The following is an 18,259-nucleotide window of genomic DNA, read 5'->3' as shown; positions in this document are numbered from 1 at the left end:
GTGCAGCGGCTCATGCCGCGGACCTCACCCAGGCATGGCTTTCCTTCGCGGTACGCCTGTCGGCCGGGGTGGTCAGGTCGAGCGCGCGCAGGATGTAGTTGACCTCCGCCACCTCGACCCCGGCGCGCAGGCGCAGGTCGGCCACGGCTCGGTGCAGCACGGTGATGTTGTCGGCGGAGAGGCGGACCACGGCGTCGACGTCGGCGGCGATCCACCACGCCGCGACGGCGCACGGCTCGTGGCGCAGGTACTCCACAAGGTGGCTGCCGGGCGCGGACGGGCCGAGCCGGACGCTGACCAGCGCCTCGTGCCGCCGCTCCGGCTCGTCCGCTCTGGTCGCGGGCTCGCCGGGCTCGCTGGCCGTGTCGGTGCCGGGCGGCGGCTCGCCGCGTTCCCAGCGTGTCATCCGCCAAGGACTCATGGACCCATCGTCACCACCGCGCGGCGGCGGAGCACCGGTCGATACGCCGTTTCGACGGGTCACCGCCATTTCTTGACGCCGCGTTCACGCGGCTGCCCGCCGGGCACGCCGATACGGCGAGTAACGTTCCGAACGGACCAAGATCGGCGTACGAGGAGGCACAGTGCTGACGACGACGGTGGACATCCCGACCAGCGACGGAGTGGCGGACGCGAGCCTGACCCGACCGGACGGCGACGGCCCGTTCCCGGCGGTGCTGCTCTTCATGGACGCCTTCGGGCCGCGCCCGCGCCTGGTCGAGATGGCCGAGCGGATCGCCGCCCGGGGCTACCTGGTGCTGACGCCCCACCTGTTCTACCGGGCCGGTCGGGCACCGCTGTTCGACCTGTCCCGCCTCGGCGAGGCCGACCAGCGCGCCGCGCTCTTCGAGAAGATCATGCCGCTGGTCGGCGCGTTGACCCCCGAGGTGATCAGCCGGGACACCGCAGCGTTCCTCGACTTCCTGGCCGCCCGCGACGACGTCCGGCCGGGCCCGGTCGCGATCACCGGTTACTGCATGGGCGGCACGAACGCGCTACGGGCCATCGAGGCCCACCCGGACCGCATCGCCGCGATTGCCAGCTTCCACGGAGGGCGGATCGTCACCGAGGCACCAGACAGCCCACACCTGGGCGTCGCCTCGATCACCGGCGAGCTGTACTTCGGGCACGCCGACGCCGACCAGTCGATGACGCCCGAGCAGATCGCCACGCTGGAGAAGGCGCTCGACGCCGCGGGAGTGCGCTACCGCTCCGAGGTGTACACCGGGGCGCACCACGGCTACACCATGGCCGACACCCCGGCGTACGACGAGCAGGCCACCGAGCGTCACTGGGCCGCCCTGTTCGACCTCCTGGACCGCACCCTGCCCGTCAGCTGAGCGCGGCGACAGCGTCACCCGCTCAGGGGCGGAGCAGCACCGGGCCGGCGTCGATGCGGGTGCGGAACAGCGCGTACGGCTTGCGTCGCAGGTCCTTGCCGCGCTGGTACTGCGGCTGCCGGTGCAGTTGGTTGGCGGTGACGTAGAGGTATCCGTCGGTGGCCACCGACATGGTGTCCGGCCAGAGCAGTCGCGGGTCGTGCACCAGGGTTTCGTACTCGCCGTCCGGCAGTCGACGCAGCACCGCGTTGTGCTCGTACGAGGTGAGGTAGAGCCGCCCCGCGTCGTCGCTCTCCAAGCCGTCCGAGGCGGTGCCCTTCTCGCCCTCGTCGACCACTGTCGCGGCGACCGCCTCCTGGGTGACGCCGGGGTCGGCCAGCGCCTCGGTGGAGACGCTGTGCAAGTGCCGGGACGCCAACGGGCAGTAGTAGAGCCGATCGCCGTCGGCGGAGATGGCGATGCCGTCGGAGCCCATTGTCAGTGGTTTCGGTGGCCCGTCGGCCGGCCGTTCGAGGAACGGTCGGCCCTCGACCACCGGGCGGAACGTCGTCAGCGGCTCCGCCTTGGTGGACGGGTGGTCGTGCAGCCGCCGCCAGGAGGCCCCGCTGGCCAGGTCGACCACGATGATCCCGTTCGGCCCGGAAGCCGCCGAGTCGGTGATGTACGCGACCCCCGACTCGCCCCGCCGCAGGTCGAAGCGGACGTCGTTGAGGTACGTCGTCGGCGGCGCCACGTCCGTCGGAAAGGTGATCACCTGGGCGACCGTGTCGGTTTCCAGGTCGATCCGGACCAGCTTGGGGCCGCCCGGCTTCGTGGGCTGGAACATCGGGCTGCCGGTGTCCAGCACCCAGAGCCGGTCTGCCGGGTCCACCACGATGCTCTGCACCGAGACGAACGCGCCGGCGTCGTCGTCGCCGGACGGGTCGTTCCACGCCTGGTCGGGGTAGGGCATCTCCTGGCCGTCGCGCAGCTCGACGACTGTGGCCGGCACCTCGTCGCCCCACTTCGGGAAGTTGACGAAGATCCGGCCCCGGTGCGAGACGCTCACACCGGTCGGCATCGGGCCGGTGAAGGTGTGCACCAATTCCAGCTCGCCCATCGGCTCGTCGCCGACCGGCCCGTTCATGACGTCCGTCCCACGGTGCTCATCGGCTCGCTCCCTACCGGTCGGCTGTTACCGCGCTTCGGTGCGGTTGTTCCCGCCTCGGCGTCCGATATGCCTCCGGTCAGCTCGCTGGCGCGCCGGCGCGCGCGGCGGGCAGGCCGGGCACCGCGACGTCCACCGCGAGGAGCGCACCGTCCTGCGGGCCCGCCGTGTCCAGCCCCACCCGGGCGGTGCCGATGAAGAGTCGCCGCAGGTCCGGGCCGCCCAGGCAGATGCCGGCCGGCTGCTTGGCCGGTAGCCGGATCTCCCGGTCGAGGGTGCCGTCGGGCCGGTAGCGGCGTACCGCGGAGCCGCCCCACAGCGCGATCCAGAGGTGGCCGGCCGCGTCGACCGTCATGCCGTCCGGGCCGCCGTCGGCGGGGGTGAGCCGCAGGAACGGCTCCCGCCCGCGCAGGTCTCCGGTGGCGGGGTCGACGGTGAACCTGTCGATCTCGCCGCGCGGGGTGTCGGCCAGGTACATGGTGGTGCCGTCCGCGTCGAACGCCGGCCCGTTCGGGATGGTCAGCCCGGTCACCGCGGGGACCGGCTCGGCACCCGGGGTGAGGCGGAACAGTGTGCCCCCGCCGGGCACCATCGCGTACGTCATGCTGCCGGCCCAGAAGCGGCCGTGCGGGTCGGCGACCGCGTCGTTCATCCGGGTCGGCTCGGACGCGTCGGCGACCAGCTCGGCGACCGGTCGGGGGTCGCCGGTGGCGGGCAGCACCGTGACGCCGGTCCCGGCGGCGGCCAGCCATTCACCGGGTCGGTCGACCACCGGGGCGACTGCGCCGAGCGGCACGTCGAGGCGGCGCAGCTCCCGCAGTGGGGTCGGGGCGTTGCCGTCGGTTTCCAGCAGTCGCCCGGCCAGCAGGTCGACGAGGACCAGCCGGTCGTCGACCCAGCGTAGGCCCTCACCCAACTCCAGCCGGTCGGTGCTCCAGACGGTCGGCTCGGTCAGCTCCATGGTGTTCCTCCCAAAGGATCGTCAGCGGACCGTACCGCCGGGGCCGTGGTCGAGCAGCGCCAGCTCGGCCCGATCGGGCAGGCCCTCCCAGTCGCCCCGGGTGGCGACCGCGAACGCACCGGTGGTGACGGCCCGGTCCAGTCGGGTCGGGGCGTCGACGCCGTCGAGCCAGCCGGAGAGCAGCCCGGCGACGAAGGCGTCGCCCGCGCCGACGGTGTCCACCACCGGCACCGTCCGGGCCGGACAGTGGATGGTGCCGTTCGCGCTGTGGCTTGTCGCCCCACCGGCGCCGTGTTTGACCACGACCTCGGTGACTCCGGCCGAGAGTAGCGCCGGGGCCGGGTCGGTCGCGTCGGTCAGCACTGCCAACTCGTCGTCGGAGGCGATCACCAGGTCGATCGAGGGCAGTAGTGGGCGCAGCGCGGCGGCCGCCTCCGCGACCGACCAGAGCCGGTTGCGGTGGTTGACGTCCAGGCAGATCGTGCCGCCGGCCGCGCGGGCGCGCCGGACGGCCTCCACCACCGCCTGGTACGGCTCGACGCCGAGCGCGCAGGTGATCCCGGTGACGTGCAGCAGCCGGGGTGGTGGTCCGGGCGCGTCGAAGGCCCGGGTGACGTCGGCCGGGCCCAGCCGGGAGCCGGCCGACCCGGAGCGGTGGTAGGTGACCCGGTTGATGTCGGCGACCCGGTTCTCGAAGAGAATCAGCCCGGTCGGGGCTGTCGCGTCGACCCGGGACCAGGTCAGGTCGACGCCCTCGGCGCGCAGCGTACGGCGGACCAGCTCGCCGGGCTCGTCGGCGCCTGTGACACCGACCCAGGCAGCCTGGTGGCCGAGCCGGGCCAGGCCGATCGCCACGTTCGACTCGGAGCCGGCGACGGAGATCCCGGCGGTGCCGCCCAGCCGCAGTGGGCCGGTGGTGCGGAACGCCGCCATCGTCTCGCCGAGCGTGAGCAGGTCGGTCACGGCCGCACCGCCGCGAGGAAGGCGGCGACGCGCTCGCGCAACGCCGCCGGCTCGCCGCCTCGGACGGCGTCGCCGAGCAGCGGGGAACCGACGCCGATTGCTGTCGCCCCCCGGTCGAGGTAGCGCCGCGCGCTGTCCGCGTCGACCCCACCGACCGGCACGAACGCGGTACCGGGGAACGGGTCGCGCAGGGCGCCGAGGTAGTCGGGCCCGCCGAGGGAGGCCGGGAAGAGCTTGATCGCGGCGGCCCCACCGTCGGTGGCCCGCACCACCTCGGTGGGGGTGAGGGCACCGGCGAGCACCGGCAGACCGAGCCGGCCACCCTCGGCGAGGCTCGGTGCGATCGCCGGGGTGACCAGGAAACCGGCGCCCGCGTCGGCCGCCGCGCGGGCGTCCTCGGCGCTGAGCACGGTGCCCGCGCCCAGGGCGAAGTCGGGCCCGAGAGCGGCCCGGGCGCGGCGGAGGACGCCGAGCGCGTCGGCGCTTGTCAACGAGACCTCGACCAGGGCGACGCCGCTCTCGGCCACTGTGAGCACGGCGGTCAGCGCGGCGGCCGGGTCCGGGCCGCGAACGATGGCCAGCAGTCGATGGGTACGCAACTCGTCGAGCAGGTTCATCACGGTGTCCTCAGGGGATGCGGTGGGCGGAGATGGTGAGTCGCCAGGTGACCTCGCCGGTGGGCGGCACGACCGCCGCGTCGTCGGGGCCGGTGTCGGCCAGGTCGAAGGCCGCGCCGAGCATCGGTTCGACGCCGACGCTGCGGTAGGGGCCGTCGACCGGCCAGCCGCCCAGGTTGCGCCAGAGCGCGGTGCTGCGGGGCTGGTCCGCGCACTCCAGCTCCATGGTGAGCCGGTCGGCGCCGTCGATCACCTGGACCCGGGGGCAGTCGAGCAGCACCGCGCCGAGCGCGGTCCCGTCGTCCGGACCGAACGTGTCCAGGGTCAGCCCGGCGGGGGCCGGCCACGGCCCGGTCAACCACCTGTCGCCGGTGGGCCAGCTGCCCGGTGGCAGGTGCGCGGCGGCCTCCGGGTGCAGCCGGGTCGGGGTGCCGGCGGGCGCGTCGAGACGGGCGGCGGGGGAGAGGTCCAGCAGGGCGTGCGCGGCCCAGACGAACCGGTGCCCGGGGTCGGCGGCCAGCCGGTAGTCGGCCACCACCACACCGCCGGAGTCGGTGATCCGGCGGTCGACTGTGAACGTCGGCCGCTCGATGACCACGGTTCCGGGGCCGGCGCTGCGCCACGGCCGCGACCACACCTCGCCGTGGTCGGGCTCGCCGCGCACTGTGGGCAGGCACTCCTCCAGCCCGCCGGCGTCGACGAACGCGTCGTCGGGGCGTACCTCGTGCCGGCCGGGTTCCGGGCCGTGCCACAGCCACTCCCGGCCACCGCCGCGCAGGCTCGTCCACCGACCGCCGTGCGCCGCGTCGTACGCCACCCGCAGCGCCACCGGCCGCGCGCCGGTCACCACTCGGCGAACGACCCGTCGGCGTGCTGCCAGACCGGGTTGCGCCAGGCGTGTGGGGTCTGGGCGGCCTTGCGGACGGCCGACTCGTCGACGGTGATGCCCAACCCGGGCCGGTCGAGGCGGGCGATGTGCCCGTCCACGAACCGGAACGGCTCCGGGTCGACCAGGTAGTCCAGCAACTCCGAGCCGGCGTTGTAGTGGATGCCGATGCTCTGCTCCTGGATCAGGAAGTTCGGTGTCGCGAAGGCCACCTGGAGGCTGGCCGCCAGGGAGATCGGGCCGAGCGGGCAGTGCGGGGCGAGCAGCGCGCCGTACGTCTCGGCCAGCGCGGCGATCCGGCGGACCTCGGAGATCCCACCGGCGTGCGACAGGTCCGGTTGGACCACGGCGACCCCGGCCTGCAACGGGCCGAGGAACTCGGAGCGACCGTAGAGCCGCTCGCCGGTGGCCACCGGGATCGGCGTGCTGGCCACGATGTCGCGCAGGTGGTGAGCCTGATCGGGCAGGACCGGCTCCTCCACGAAGAACGGGCGCAGGGCGGCCAGCTCGGGCAGGATCCGGCGGACCGCGGCCATTCCGGCGCGACCGTGGAAGTCCACAGCGATGTCCCGGTCGGGGCCGAGCACCTCGCGGGCGGCGGCCACCCGGCCGACGACCTCGTCCACCTCGGCCGAGGTGGGGATCGGCGAGAGCCGCCCGCAGGCGTTCATCTTGACCCCGGTGAGGCCGGCGGCGACCTGCGCGGCGGCGGCGTCGGCCACCTCGCCGGGCTCGTCCCCGCCGATCCACGAGTAGATCCGTACCCGGTCGCGCACCGGCCCGCCGAGCAGCGCGTGCACCGGTGCGCCGTACGCCTGCCCGGCGATGTCCCAGAGCGCCTGGTCGAGGCCGGCGACCGCGCTGGAGAGGATCGGGCCGCCCCGGTAGAAGCCGCCCTTGGTGAGCACCTGCCAGTGCTGCTCGATGCGCAACGGGTCGGCGCCGATCAGGTATTCGGAGAGCACCTCGACGGCGCTGCGCACCACCTCGGCGCGGCCCTCGACCACCGGCTCACCCCACCCGACCAGCCCGTCGTCGGTCTCCACCCGGCAGAACAACCACCGTGGCGCGACCAGGAAGGTCTCGATCCGCTCGATCTTCACTGACTGCCCCTTCGTCCCCGTACCTTCTCGACGTCGCGGACGGCCTTGTCCAGCAACTGACGCATCGCGGTCTCGGCCGCCGTCTCGTCCCGGTCGCGCAGCGCGTCGACCACCGCGCGGTGGCTGGGCACCGGGTCGTCGTGCGGGGTGCCGCCGTGCACCAGACGGTCCCGTTCGGCGAGCCCGGTCTCCATCACCACCTCCATCCGCTCCAGCAGCTCGTTGTGGGTGGCGGTGAGCAGCGCGCGGTGGAAGGCGAGGTCGGCGGCGATGGCGGCGGCGGGATCACCGTTGGCATGGGCCATCTCGGCAAGTGCTCCGTCGAGGGCGATCAGGTCGTCCTCGGTGGCGCGGGTGGCGGCCAGCCGTGCGGCGGCGGGCTCGATGATGGCGCGCACCTCGTGCAGTTGGTCGAGCAACCGCTGGTCGGTGCCCTCGGCGAACTGCCAGCGGATCACGTCACCGTCGAGCAGGTTCCAGTCCGCGCGGGGTCGGACGAAGGTGCCGCGCTTCTGCCGGGCGTCGACGATGCCCTTGGCCGAGAGGACCTTCAGCGCCTCGCGGAGCGCCGTGAGACTGACGTCGAACTCCTCCTGCAACGCGACGATGTTCAGTGTCGCGCCGGCGGCGATCTCGCCGGTGAGGATGCGACGGGCGATCGCTTCGACGGTCTGCCCGTGGACGCCGCGGCGTGCGTACTGTGCCAATGCTCCTGGCCTTTTCGCTGGTCGGTATCGATCTCTCAGGCCGAGGCTTTCACCGCTGTCCAGCCACCGTCCACCACGAGGCTCGCGCCGGTGATGTAGGCGGCGTCCGGCGAGGCGAGGAAGGCGACAGTGGCGGCCACCTCGTCCGGTGTGCCGAAGCGCTTGGCGACGGTCTCCGCGATGCTCTGCTGCCGGTCCTCTTCGGACACGTCGGCCCAGGCGGCGGTGAGGATCGGCCCGGGCAGCACGGTGTTGACCCGGACCTGCGGGCCGTACTCCACGGCGAGTTGGCGGCCGAGCGCGAGCAGGCCACCCTTGGCAGCGGCGTACGCGGGCCGGCCGGGCAACCCGACCAGCGCGTGCACCGAGGAGATCAGCACCACCGCGCCCGAGCGTGCCCGCAGGTCGTCCAGGCAGGCGCGGACGCCGAGGAACGAGCCGGTGAGGCTGACGCCGAGCTGGTGGTCCCAGGACTGTCGGCTGGTCTCGTGGGCCGGGGCGACCCGCACGGCGTACGCGGTGCTGACCAGGATGTCGACCGGGCCGAGGCGTTCCCGTACGGCGCGCACGGCGGCCGTCCAGTCGGCCTCGTCGCTGACATCGCCCACTACGGACAGTGCGCGGTCGCCTCGCGCTGTCAGTTCTTCGGCAAGCGGTGCCGTGTCGGCCACGTCGAGCAGCGCGACAGCTGCCCCCTCGGCGGCGAGCCGCCGGGCGGTGGCCGCGCCGATCCCACCCATCGCGCCGGTGACCAGCGCGTTCTTGCCCTCAAGCCGGCGCATAGGCTGATCCACCTGACCCTCGCCTTGGTCTCGTCTAATCATTAATTACGAAGATATCTTGACAGCCGGCGAGGGTCGATGCAACCTTCTCGTCACAGCATTCACATGGACGACACATCGCGTGGTGACGCTGAGTGTCGTAAAGGAAGGGATACCTCCGTGAGCGACTTCGACCCCGGTCGCCGGCGATTCCTTGGCCACCTCGGGCTCGCCGGCCTGGGCGCGCTCGGCGCCAGCTCGTTCCTCAGCGCGTGCGCCAGCTCCGCCAGCGGGCCGACGACGAGCAATGGCTCGGGCGCGGTCACCATCCAGTCCAACCTCTCCTCGCCGCAGGCCAAGGCCGCGATGGAGAAGCTGATCGAGACCTTCAACGCGCAGGGCAAGGGCACGGCGAGCCTCAACACGATCGCCTCGGAGACCTTCCGGACCCAGCTGCCGACCTACCTGACCTCGGCCAATCCGCCGGACCTCTACACCTGGTACGCGGGCTCGGTCGCCAACGACTACGCCAGCAAGAACCTGCTGCTGGACGTCTCCGAGGTCTGGAAGTCGCTGGACGACTACCCCGAGTCGCTGCGCACCCTCTCCACCGACGCCAGCGGCAAGCAGATCTTCGTGCCGATGAACAACTACTGGTGGGGCTTCTTCTACCGCAAGTCCAACTTCGCGAAGTGGGGCGTACAGGAGCCGAAGACCTGGACCGAGTTCCTGGCGCTGTGCGAGACGCTGAAGAGCAAGGGCGTCCCGCCGATCGGCATCGGCCTCGGCGACACCCCGTGGGTGGCCTCGGCCTGGTTCGACTACCTCAACATCCGGATCAACGGCGCGCCGTTCCACCGCGAGCTGCTCGCCGGCAAGCAGCGCTTCGACGACCCGAAGGTCAAGGCGGTCTTCACCCGCTGGCGCGAGGCCCTGCCCTACTTCGATCCCAAGGGCAAGGCGTACCCGTTCCAGGAGGCGACCACAGCTCTGCTGGCCGGCAAGACCGGCATGTTCCTGATCGGCACGTTCTTCGCCGACGCGGCACCCAAGGACGCGCTCGGCGACCTGGACTTCTTCCGGTTCCCGATCATCGACCCGGCGGTGCCGCTGGCCGAGGAGGCGCCGACCGACGGCTTCTTCGCCAGCGCGAAGACCGCCAACCCGACCGGCACCAAGGCCCTGCTCAGCTACCTCTCCGGGGTCGAGGCCCAGGAGGCGTACGTCAAGGCCAGCTCCGGCATCGTGCTGCCGGCCAACCCCAAGGCCAAGGCGTCGGACTCGCCGCTGGTGGTCAAGGGCAAGGCGATGCTGAACGAGGCCAAGGAGTTGACCCAGTTCTTCAACCGCGACTCCAGCGACGCACTCCAGCCGACCGCGGACACCGCGCTTACCAAGTTCATCGACAAGCCGGACCAGATCGACGCGATCCTGCGGGAGTGGCAGGCCGGCGCCGAGAAGGTCTTCAAGGGCTGACGTGACAGCAACGATCTCCACGACTTCGGTCACCCCCACCCGGCGGCGGCGACGGTCGGCTCGACTGTCGCCGCTGCTGGTGGCGTTCGTCCTCGTGCCGTTCGCGGTCGAGAGCGTCTGGGTGTTCTGGCCGGCGATCCAGGGCTTCTGGTTCTCCCTCACCCGCTGGGACGGGATGACACCGCCGACCTTCGTCGGCACCGACAACTACGTCGAGCTGGCCGGCGACGCCACCTTCCGGGGTGCGCTGGTCAACACGGTGATCTGGCTCGTGCTCTTCGGCGGCCTCTCCGTGCTGGGCGGCTTCGGGATGGCGCTCGTCCTGCAGAAGGAGCGGCGCGGCGTCGGCTTCTATCGGGCCGCGCTGTTCACCCCTGTGGTGTTCTCACTTGTGGTGACCGCGCTGGTCTGGCGGGTCTTCTACCAGCCCGACGGGATCGCCGACACGCTGCTGCGGGCGGTCGGCCTGGAGCAACTGATCCGGCCCTGGCTCGCCGACCCGCAGACCGCCCTGTACGCGGTGATCCTGCCCGCGCTGTGGCGGCAGATCGGGTACGTGATGGTGCTGTTTCTGGCCGGGTTGAAGGCGATCGACCCGGCGTTGCACGAGGCGGCCCGGATGGACGGCGCCAACTCCTGGCAGCGGCTGTGGCACGTCACCATCCCGCAGATGAAGGGGGTCAACGCCGTGGTGCTGTCGGTCATCGTGATCGACTCGCTGCGCTCGTTCGACATCGTCTGGTCACTGACCAAGGGCGGGCCGTACCACTCGTCGGAGCTGCTCAGCACCTACATGTACTCGACCGCGTTCCAGAGCCTGCGGCTGGGCTACGCCTCGGCGATCGCTGTCGTGATCTTCGTGCTCGCGCTGGCCGTGATCCTCGGCTACCTGGTCCGCGCGTTCCGGGAGGAAGCGTCATGAACAAGCTCCGTACCGGGGCCTTCCACACCGGCATGATCCTGCTCTCGCTGCTCTGGCTGGGCCCGGTGCTCTGGGTGGTGGTGATGTCCACCCGGTCGTTCGACGACATCGCCGCACACGGCGTGGGCAGCCTGCCCCACTCCTTCACACTGGACACCTACCGGCAGGCGTGGACCGACGGCGGCGAGCTGCGCGCTCTGATCAACAGCATGCTGGTCACCGTCCCGTCGGTGGCGTTGAGCCTGGGGCTGGCCGCGATGGCCGCGTTCGCGCTGAGCCGTTTCCGGATCCCCGGCCGGCGGACGATCCTGCTGCTGATGCTCGCCGGCAACCTGCTCCCACCGCAGATCCTGCTCATCCCGGTGGCCAAGTTCAGTGAGCTCACCGGCCTGTACGACACGCTCTGGGCGTTGATCGCGGTGCAGGTCGGCTTCGGGCTCGGCTTCTACACCTTCGTCCTGCACGGCTTCATGCGGGACCTGCCGGGTGAGATCCAGGAGGCGGCCACCATCGACGGTGCCGGCACGGGGCAGATCTTCACGAAGGTGATGCTGCCGCTGACCCGACCCGCGCTGGCCGCTCTCGGGGCGCTCTCCTTCACCTGGATCTTCAACGACCTGCTCTGGGCGATCACCGTGCTGCGTACCGATGACAACATGCCGGTCACCCCGGCGTTGCTCGCCCTCCAGGGACAGTTCGTCTCGTCCTGGAACGTCATCGCCGCCGGTACGGTCATCGCGGCCGTCCCCACCGTCGCGGTGTTCCTCCGCTTCCAGCGACACTTCGTCTCCGGCCTGGCGCTCGGAGCGGTCAAGTGACCGCCGAGGCCGGGCAGCGCTGGACGCTGCGGGGCACGCACACCGAGTACACAGTGCGGGTGCCCGCGCACGGTCGCTGGCTGGAACTTGTCGCGTGGGGGCCGCACGGCGTCTCCGACGGGCCCTCGCCGGTCGCCTACGACGGCCCGGTCCCGTTCCTCACCGCCGGGGACGCGGCCCCCATCGAGTACGCCACCGACGCCGACCGCCCGTTCACAGGCACCGACCTGGTGATCGAGACCTCGAACGGGCAGCGCCGGGTGGGCTTCGTGCACACCGACGCGCGGATCGACGCCGACCAGCGTGAGCTGGCCGTCGAGTTCGCCGACCCGGTCACCGGGCTGCGTGCCACAGTGCACTACCGGGTGCCCGTCGGCACCGACGTGGTGCAGCGGTGGGTCGAGCTGACCAACGACGGCACCGACGCGCTGCGGGTGGTCCGGGCCGGATCGGGCGGGTTCTGCGTACCGACGCCGCACGGCGCGCTGCTCAGCCACCAGTGGGGGCAATGGTCGCAGGAGTTCCAGCTCGCCCACGTCGAGCTGGGCCACGGCACGTTCAGCATCGGCAGCTCCCAAGGCGTACCCGGGCATCTGCACGTGCCCTGGCTGGCCGTGCGCGACACCGCAGAGCCGGCCGGTCCGGCGTGGGGGATGGCTCTGGCCTGGACCGGCTCGTGGGAGATCAGCGCCGAGCGGGACACCGGCGGCCTGACCCGGGTACGGGTCGGCCGTCAGCTGGTCGACGGCCCGCTGGAGGTTGCCGCGGGCGAGCGGCTGACCCTGCCGGTGGTCACCGGGGCGTACAGCCCGGACGGCCTGGACGGGCTGGCCCGGGTCTGGCACACCCACCAGCGGTTGTTGGCCGGGGAGCGGCTCACCGGACGCCCGGTGCTCTACAACTCCTGGGAGGCGACGTACTTCGCCGTCGAGGCACAGAGCCAGCTCGCGCTCGCCCGGATCGCCGCCGAGCTGGGCGTGGAGACGTTCGTCGTGGACGACGGCTGGTTCGTCGGCCGCAACGACGACACCGCCGGGCTGGGCGACTGGAGGCCCGACCCGGCGAAGTTCCCGGCCGGGTTCGACGCGTTCATCGCCGACGTCCGCGCGCTCGGGCTGAACTTCGGGCTCTGGGTCGAACCGGAGTGCGTCAACCCGAAGTCGTCCCTGTACGCCGAGCACCCGGACTGGGTCTACTCCGTCGACGGGCGGCCCCTCACCCCGGTCCGCAACCAGTACCTGCTCGACCTGGGTCGGCCGGAGGTCGCCGAGTTCGTCCACTCCACAGTCGACGGCCTGCTGCGCCGGTACGACATCGACTACCTGAAGTGGGACTTCAACAGGCCGCGTACCGAGCCGGGCCGGTCCGGCGGGATGGGCCCGCTCGACCTGGACGGCGCGCACGTCGCCAACCTGCACCGGATCTACGAGCGGTTGCGTCGGGACCACCCAGGGGTGCTGATCGAGGCGTGCGCCGGCGGGGGCGCGCGGACCGACCTGGCGATGGCCGCCCGGGCCGACGTCTTCTGGCCCAGCGACAACACCGGGCCGCTGGACCGGCTGGCCATCCAGTACGGCTTCCTGCACGCCAACGCCCCGCACCTGCTCAGCTCCTGGGTCACCGACGCTCCCGGCCTGTTCGACAGTCGCCCCCGGTCGCTGGCGTTCCGGTTCGTCCTGGCGATGGCAGGTGTGCTCGGCATCGGCGCGGACATCCGGGCGTGGACCCCGGCCGAGCGGGCCGAGGCGGCCGGCTGGATCGCCCGCTACAAGGAGATCCGGGACGTCGTCACGCACGGCGAGGTGCACCTGATCGGCGGCCCCGACCAGGCCCGCTGTGCGGTGCAGTACACCGCGCCGGACGAGAGCCGGGTGGTCGTGCTGGCCTGGCACACCGGCCGGCTCGACGGGGCCGGGCTGCTTCCGTCCCGCCCGGCCCGGTTGCCCCTGCGCGGCCTCGACCCGACGGCCCGCTACTCGCACGGCGATCGGCACTACTCCGGCAGCCACCTCGCCGCCGTCGGCCTGCCCGTGCAGTGGAGCGCGACCCACGACGCCGACCTCATCGTGCTGACCCGCGACTGAGTTCGGAGCACCACCACCCCCACCCCCGAGGGACAGGAGTACCTCCATGCGCCTGAACCGACAGCTGACCGCTGCCCTGGCCGTGCTCGGCCTGGGCCTGGCCAGCCCGATGCCGGCGATGGCCGGCCCACCCCACGCCGACCCACCGCAGGTCGGCCACGGGCCCGGCCATCCCGGCCATCCCGGCCACGCCCCGGCGGCTACCGGCGCGGAGGACCAGGGCGCGCCGACCTTCTTCAACAGCGGGCTCGCCCCGACGCCCTACCAGGGCTGGAACACCTACTTCGGTCTCGGTGGCGACCCCACCGAGGCCGAAGTACGGTCGGTCACCGACTACATGGTCAACAGTGGTCTGCGCGATGCCGGCTACACCTACGTCTGGATCGACGGCAACTGGGCGGCGCCCACCCCGCGCAACGAGGCCGGCAACCTCGTCGCCGACCCGGCCCGCTTCCCCGGTGGGATGGCCGCGCTGGCCGCGTACATCCACAGCAAGGGGATGAAGGCCGGCATCTACACCGACGCCGGCCCGTACCTGCCGGGACAGTGCGGGCTCGGCAGCAACGGCCACTACCGGGCGGACATCGCCCAGTTCGCCGGCTGGGGCTTCGACGCGCTGAAGGCCGACTGGCTCTGCGGCCGGGCCGCCGGCCTCGACCCGGAGACCACCTTCCGGGAGTTGGCCGACGCGGTACGCCAGTCGCCCCGGCCGATGCTGCTCAACATCTGCAACCCGGTCAGCTCGGACTGGGGCGGTGGCCCGTACACCCCGGAGCAGCTCTCCACCTGGAGCTACACGTACGCGCCCACCATCGCCGACTCCTGGCGGACCTACACCGACGTGGGGCTCACCGACCCGACCCCGCAGTGGGCGTACCCGTGGGTGCTGCGCAACATGGACGTCAACGCGTACCACCCGGCGGCCACCGGACCGGGGCACTACAACGACCCGGACTACCTGCTGCCGATGCGCCCGCTGCCCGACGGCGGGTACGAGTTGAGCCTGGACGAGTCGAAGACGCAGCTCGGCATGTGGGCCATCATGGCCGCGCCGCTGGTGATCGGCTCCGACCCGCGCGGCCTGCCGAAGGAGATGATCTCGGCGCTGACCAACCCGGAGATCATCGCGGTGGACCAGGACCCACTGGTCCGGCAGGGCGTCAAGGTCGCCGACACCGGCACCGACGCGCAGGTCTGGAGCAAGGTGCTCGCCGGATCCGGCAAGCGGGCCGTCGCGCTGCTCAACCGGCACGACACCGCCCAGCAGATCACCGTGAACTTCGCCGACGTCGCCCTCGGCGGGTCGGTGAAGGTCCGTGACCTGTGGTCCCGATCCACCCTGGACGCCCAGCCGGGCACCCCCGGCGAGCAGCGGTTCACCGGCTCGTACACCGTCGAGGTGCCGGCGCACGGGGTGGCCATGCTCGGCCTGACCGGCACCGACCAGGTCGCCGGCGCCGACCTCGGTGGCACCGCGAGCGCCAGCCCGGCGCTGGTCCGGGTGGACGACACCCACGCCACCGCCTTCGTCCGCGACGCTTCCGGTGCGCTGGCCGTCAACACCCGCTCCGGTACGACCTGGGGGAGCCGGTGGACCTCCCTCGGCGGCCCGGTCGGCGGCCGGATTCTCGGCCAGCCGGCGGCGTACGGCTCCGCCGACGGGCGGCTCGACGTCTTCGTCCGCGGCACCGACAACGCCGCCTGGCAGCGCAGTTACGTGGCCGGCAGGTGGGGACCGTGGCGCAGCCTCGGTGGCACGCTGACCGACGCGCCAACTGTGGCCTGGACCAACCCGACACAGTGGACGATGGTCGCCCGCGGCGCCGACGGCAAGCTCTGGTCGCGTACGCCGAGCGCCGGCTGGACCGGCGTCGGTACTCCCGAGAACCGGCCGTTCTACGGTCGGCCGAGCGCTGTCGTCGACGACGCCGGTGTGCTGCACGTGGCGGTCCGCAGCCGCACCGACGAGGTGTGGTGGAGCAGCCGGACCGGCACCACCTGGTCGGCCTGGACCAACCTGGGCGGCACCACCAGCGGCAGCCCGACACTGCTCGCCACCTCCGGCCGGGTGTACCTGTTCGCGCTGGCCGCCGACAACCGGCTCTGGCAGCGCAACCTGGCCGACGGGGCCTGGGGCGGCTGGTTCCGACGCGGTGAGTTCGCCACCGACGCGTTCCGGGGTGCGCCCGGGGCCGCCGCCGGTGCCAACGGCAGCGCCTGGCTGACGGTACGCGGCGTGGACGACCGGGTACACCAGATCGTTCTCTGATCCGCGGGTGGCGGGCCGCCGGCCAGGTTGCGGCGGCGGCCCGCCACCTCGGTTTCCCTGCCCCGCCACCCCGGTTGCCCCGCCGCTGGGAGGGCTGGTGGGCCCGCGACCGGAAGGTCGAGGTCAGCGCGTCCGGGACGTTGACTGAGCCAGTGACTGCGGTCGATGATATGACTCGGTCGTCCTCCGTCCACTCCGGGCGGGCGGGGCCACCCGGAGACGGAGCCCGTCCAATGCCACGCACCCGCCGCTTGACCGCGATGACCCTGGCCCTCGTGCTGCCGATGCTCGTGCTCGCTGGCGCCGCTCCGGCGGCCGCCGCCACCCCCACCCTCCAGATCAGCTCGGTGACCCTGGTGGCCAAGGGCGCCGGTGTGCGCCTGGACTACGTGGTGACCTGTGACGAGGGCGCCTCCGGAGAGGTGCGTGCCAGAATCACCCAGGCGGTCGGCAACCGCATCGCCTACGCGTCCGAACCGCAGTACCCTGCCTGGACCTGTACCGGTCAGGCACAGCCGTTGTCGGCGCTCTTCCAGGCCGATGTCGCCGGCGTTCCGTTCCGCACCGGCGAGGCGCTGCTGCTGGCGTCGATCTCCGCCTGTCCGGGGGCGAACTGCGAATTCGCCCAGGCCGAACAGGTGGTGCGGATCGTCCGCTGACACCGGTCGGGCCGCTGTTGCGCGGCACCCGGCGCGGCGACCGAGCCGGTATTGCCGCAGACCTCTGGAGACGTACCGGGCGGTCCCCCACCCCGCACCATCCGTCAGGCCGGTTCAGGCCGGGACGAGGTCGCGGCATTGGCGCAGGGCGGCCCGGGCGAGGGGCGCGTCACGGCCGGCCCGGCCGCCGAGATCAAGTCCCCTCACTGTGACCCGAGTGCGGATGTGGTTGGCCGGCTGAGGGGTGATCGTTCTCGGCCGGCTGTTCCTACGTTCGTCGGTGGTAGTGGTTGCGGCGGGGGAGTTGTTCGGGGTCGAGCCAGGCGGGCGGCACGAATTCGGGGTGGCCGTCGCCACTGAGGTGGACGGTCCAGTCGCTGTGGTGCAGGTGTCGGTGGTGGTGGCCGCAGAGCAGGACGGCGTTGGCCAGGCTGGTGGTGCCGCCGTCGGCCCAGTGGTGGATGTGGTGGGCGTGGCACCAGCGGGGTGGTCGGTCGCAGCCGGGGAAGGCGCACCCGCGGTCGCGGAGCACGAGGGCGCGGCGTAGCGGCCCGGTGATGAGGCGGCGTTGTCGGCCGACGTCGAGGACCTGGCCGGCGCCGCCGAGGACGGCGGGCAGCAGGGTCGCGTCGCAGGCCAGCAGACGCACGGCCTCGGGTGTGAGGCCGAGGCCGGTGTCGAGGGCGCCGCTGCTCAGTTGTCGCGTCAGCCCGTCGTAGCTGGTGGTGACGACGATCTGCGCGGGGTCGCCGCCGTGTTCGGGTAGTTCGGTGGTGCGCAGGGTGAGCCGGCAGAGGTCGGCGAGGGCGTCGTGGCGACGTTGCGCGGCGGAGCGCTGGTCGTCGGGCCCGGAGGGTGCGCTCAGCGGGTCGATGGCGGCGCGGAGCAGGCTGGCGGTTTCGGCGTCGAGGGTGCCGGTGAGCCGCAGTCGGCCGTCGGTCTGCTCGGACAACGTGAGGTGGCGGTCGCGGGTGGCGCGGCGTGCTTCGGCGTCGAGGGCGGCTTGGGCGGCGGCGTCGGCGATGTCGGGGGCGACGTGGTCGAGGATGCGGGTGCCGAGCTTGCGCAGGTGGGTGGGGTCGAACTGTGCGGCCCAGCCGACGAGCACACCTACCGCTTTGTCGGCGGTCACGGCGTCGGCCGACGTGCTGACGGTGTCGACAGTGTCGGCGATGACCCGGGCCTGGTCCTGGCTGATGGCGCCATCAGCCAGCGCTTGTCGGATGCCGGGGTTGCCGGTGTCGAGGGCGGTGGCGAGGTCGATCAGGCGGCGGGCGGCGGGAACGGTCAGCCGGAGGCGTTCGCGGAGCCAGACAGCGGTGGAGGAGGCTCCTTGGGTGTGGGCGGTGCCGCGGCCGTCGATCTCGCGGATGAGGGTGAGGGTGACGGCGGCGAGGCGTTGCTGAAGACGGTGCGCGGCGTCGAGCGCGGCGATCAGGTCATGTTCCGGGAGCGGCCAGGCGGGGGCGTCGACGCAGGCCGCGACCACGTCATCCGCCTGCGCCAACTCCTCGACCATGCCCCGAGGTTAGAACAGGTGTACGAC

Annotated in this window: 17 protein-coding genes; 7 read left to right on the top strand and 10 right to left on the bottom strand. The window is 72.3% G+C overall.

Annotated features, from left to right (window positions below; genetic code table 11):
* Positions 1-10: 10 nt before the first annotated feature.
* The gene (locus IW248_RS22515; protein WP_196928578.1) at positions 11-421 is read right to left on the bottom strand and encodes a hypothetical protein; all 411 of its coding nucleotides are present in this window, start codon (positions 419-421) and stop codon (positions 11-13) included.
* A 163-nt stretch (positions 422-584) separates the two neighbouring features.
* Between IW248_RS22515 and IW248_RS22510 the strand changes: the two genes are divergently transcribed.
* Positions 585-1,340, top strand: a complete 756-nt coding sequence (locus IW248_RS22510) for a dienelactone hydrolase family protein (RefSeq protein ID WP_196928577.1) — start codon at positions 585-587, stop codon at positions 1,338-1,340.
* A gap of 22 nt (positions 1,341-1,362) precedes the next feature.
* Here IW248_RS22510 and IW248_RS22505 read toward each other — a convergent pair whose 3' ends face one another.
* From IW248_RS22505 to IW248_RS22470, 8 genes are all read right to left on the bottom strand, one after another.
* Entirely contained in the window at positions 1,363-2,466 is a 1,104-nt protein-coding gene (locus IW248_RS22505; protein WP_196928576.1) for an L-dopachrome tautomerase-related protein, read from the bottom strand.
* A gap of 100 nt (positions 2,467-2,566) precedes the next feature.
* Positions 2,567-3,448 (bottom strand): SMP-30/gluconolactonase/LRE family protein, encoded by an 882-nt coding sequence (locus IW248_RS22500; protein ID WP_196928575.1) that lies wholly within the window; start codon positions 3,446-3,448, stop codon positions 2,567-2,569.
* A gap of 21 nt (positions 3,449-3,469) precedes the next feature.
* Positions 3,470-4,411, bottom strand: a complete 942-nt coding sequence (locus IW248_RS22495; protein WP_196928574.1) for a sugar kinase — start codon at positions 4,409-4,411, stop codon at positions 3,470-3,472.
* Positions 4,408-5,028: a bifunctional 4-hydroxy-2-oxoglutarate aldolase/2-dehydro-3-deoxy-phosphogluconate aldolase gene (locus IW248_RS22490; protein ID WP_196928573.1), complete on the bottom strand. Its 621-nt coding sequence runs from the start codon at positions 5,026-5,028 to the stop codon at positions 4,408-4,410. Before IW248_RS22490 ends, IW248_RS22495 begins: the two co-directional genes overlap by 4 nt.
* Positions 5,029-5,038: 10 nt before the next feature.
* Positions 5,039-5,878, bottom strand: a complete 840-nt coding sequence (locus IW248_RS22485) for a hypothetical protein (RefSeq protein WP_196928572.1) — start codon at positions 5,876-5,878, stop codon at positions 5,039-5,041.
* Positions 5,872-7,017, bottom strand: a complete 1,146-nt coding sequence (gene dgoD / locus IW248_RS22480) for a galactonate dehydratase (protein ID WP_196928571.1) — start codon at positions 7,015-7,017, stop codon at positions 5,872-5,874. Before dgoD ends, IW248_RS22485 begins: the two co-directional genes overlap by 7 nt.
* Positions 7,014-7,724 carry a FadR/GntR family transcriptional regulator gene (locus tag IW248_RS22475; protein WP_196928570.1) on the bottom strand — a complete coding sequence of 237 codons (711 nt, stop codon included), beginning with the start codon at positions 7,722-7,724 and terminating at the stop codon, positions 7,014-7,016. Before IW248_RS22475 ends, dgoD begins: the two co-directional genes overlap by 4 nt.
* Positions 7,725-7,759: 35 nt before the next feature.
* Positions 7,760-8,506, bottom strand: a complete 747-nt coding sequence (locus IW248_RS22470; RefSeq protein WP_196928569.1) for an SDR family NAD(P)-dependent oxidoreductase — start codon at positions 8,504-8,506, stop codon at positions 7,760-7,762.
* A gap of 159 nt (positions 8,507-8,665) precedes the next feature.
* Between IW248_RS22470 and IW248_RS22465 the strand changes: the two genes are divergently transcribed.
* The 6 genes from IW248_RS22465 (at position 8,666) to IW248_RS22440 (ending at position 16,713) form a co-directional block, all read left to right on the top strand.
* On the top strand, positions 8,666-9,961 hold the full coding sequence (locus IW248_RS22465) for an ABC transporter substrate-binding protein (RefSeq protein ID WP_196928568.1): 1,296 nt from the start codon (positions 8,666-8,668) through the stop codon (positions 9,959-9,961).
* Between the two features lies 1 nt (position 9,962).
* A complete protein-coding gene (locus tag IW248_RS22460; RefSeq protein ID WP_124818439.1) occupies positions 9,963-10,883 on the top strand; it encodes a carbohydrate ABC transporter permease in 921 nt (306 codons plus the stop codon).
* Positions 10,880-11,701, top strand: coding sequence for a carbohydrate ABC transporter permease (locus IW248_RS22455; protein ID WP_196928567.1), 822 nt, complete (start codon positions 10,880-10,882; stop codon positions 11,699-11,701). Before IW248_RS22460 ends, IW248_RS22455 begins: the two co-directional genes overlap by 4 nt.
* Positions 11,698-13,785, top strand: a complete 2,088-nt coding sequence (locus IW248_RS22450) for an alpha-galactosidase (RefSeq protein WP_196928566.1) — start codon at positions 11,698-11,700, stop codon at positions 13,783-13,785. Before IW248_RS22455 ends, IW248_RS22450 begins: the two co-directional genes overlap by 4 nt.
* Positions 13,786-13,831: 46 nt before the next feature.
* Positions 13,832-16,054 carry a DUF8189 domain-containing protein gene (locus IW248_RS22445; protein ID WP_196928565.1) on the top strand — a complete coding sequence of 741 codons (2,223 nt, stop codon included), beginning with the start codon at positions 13,832-13,834 and terminating at the stop codon, positions 16,052-16,054.
* Positions 16,055-16,287: 233 nt separating this feature from the next.
* Positions 16,288-16,713, top strand: coding sequence for a hypothetical protein (locus IW248_RS22440; RefSeq protein WP_196928564.1), 426 nt, complete (start codon positions 16,288-16,290; stop codon positions 16,711-16,713).
* 268 nt (positions 16,714-16,981) lie between these two features.
* Here the strand turns inward: IW248_RS22440 and IW248_RS22435 are convergent, their stop codons facing one another.
* Positions 16,982-18,232 (bottom strand): HNH endonuclease signature motif containing protein, encoded by a 1,251-nt coding sequence (locus IW248_RS22435; RefSeq protein ID WP_196928563.1) that lies wholly within the window; start codon positions 18,230-18,232, stop codon positions 16,982-16,984.
* Positions 18,233-18,259: the final 27 nt, after the last annotated feature.

Source organism: Micromonospora ureilytica (assembly GCF_015751765.1).
Taxonomy (GTDB): domain Bacteria; phylum Actinomycetota; class Actinomycetes; order Mycobacteriales; family Micromonosporaceae; genus Micromonospora; species Micromonospora ureilytica.
This window is presented reverse-complemented; position numbering and strand designations above follow the sequence as displayed.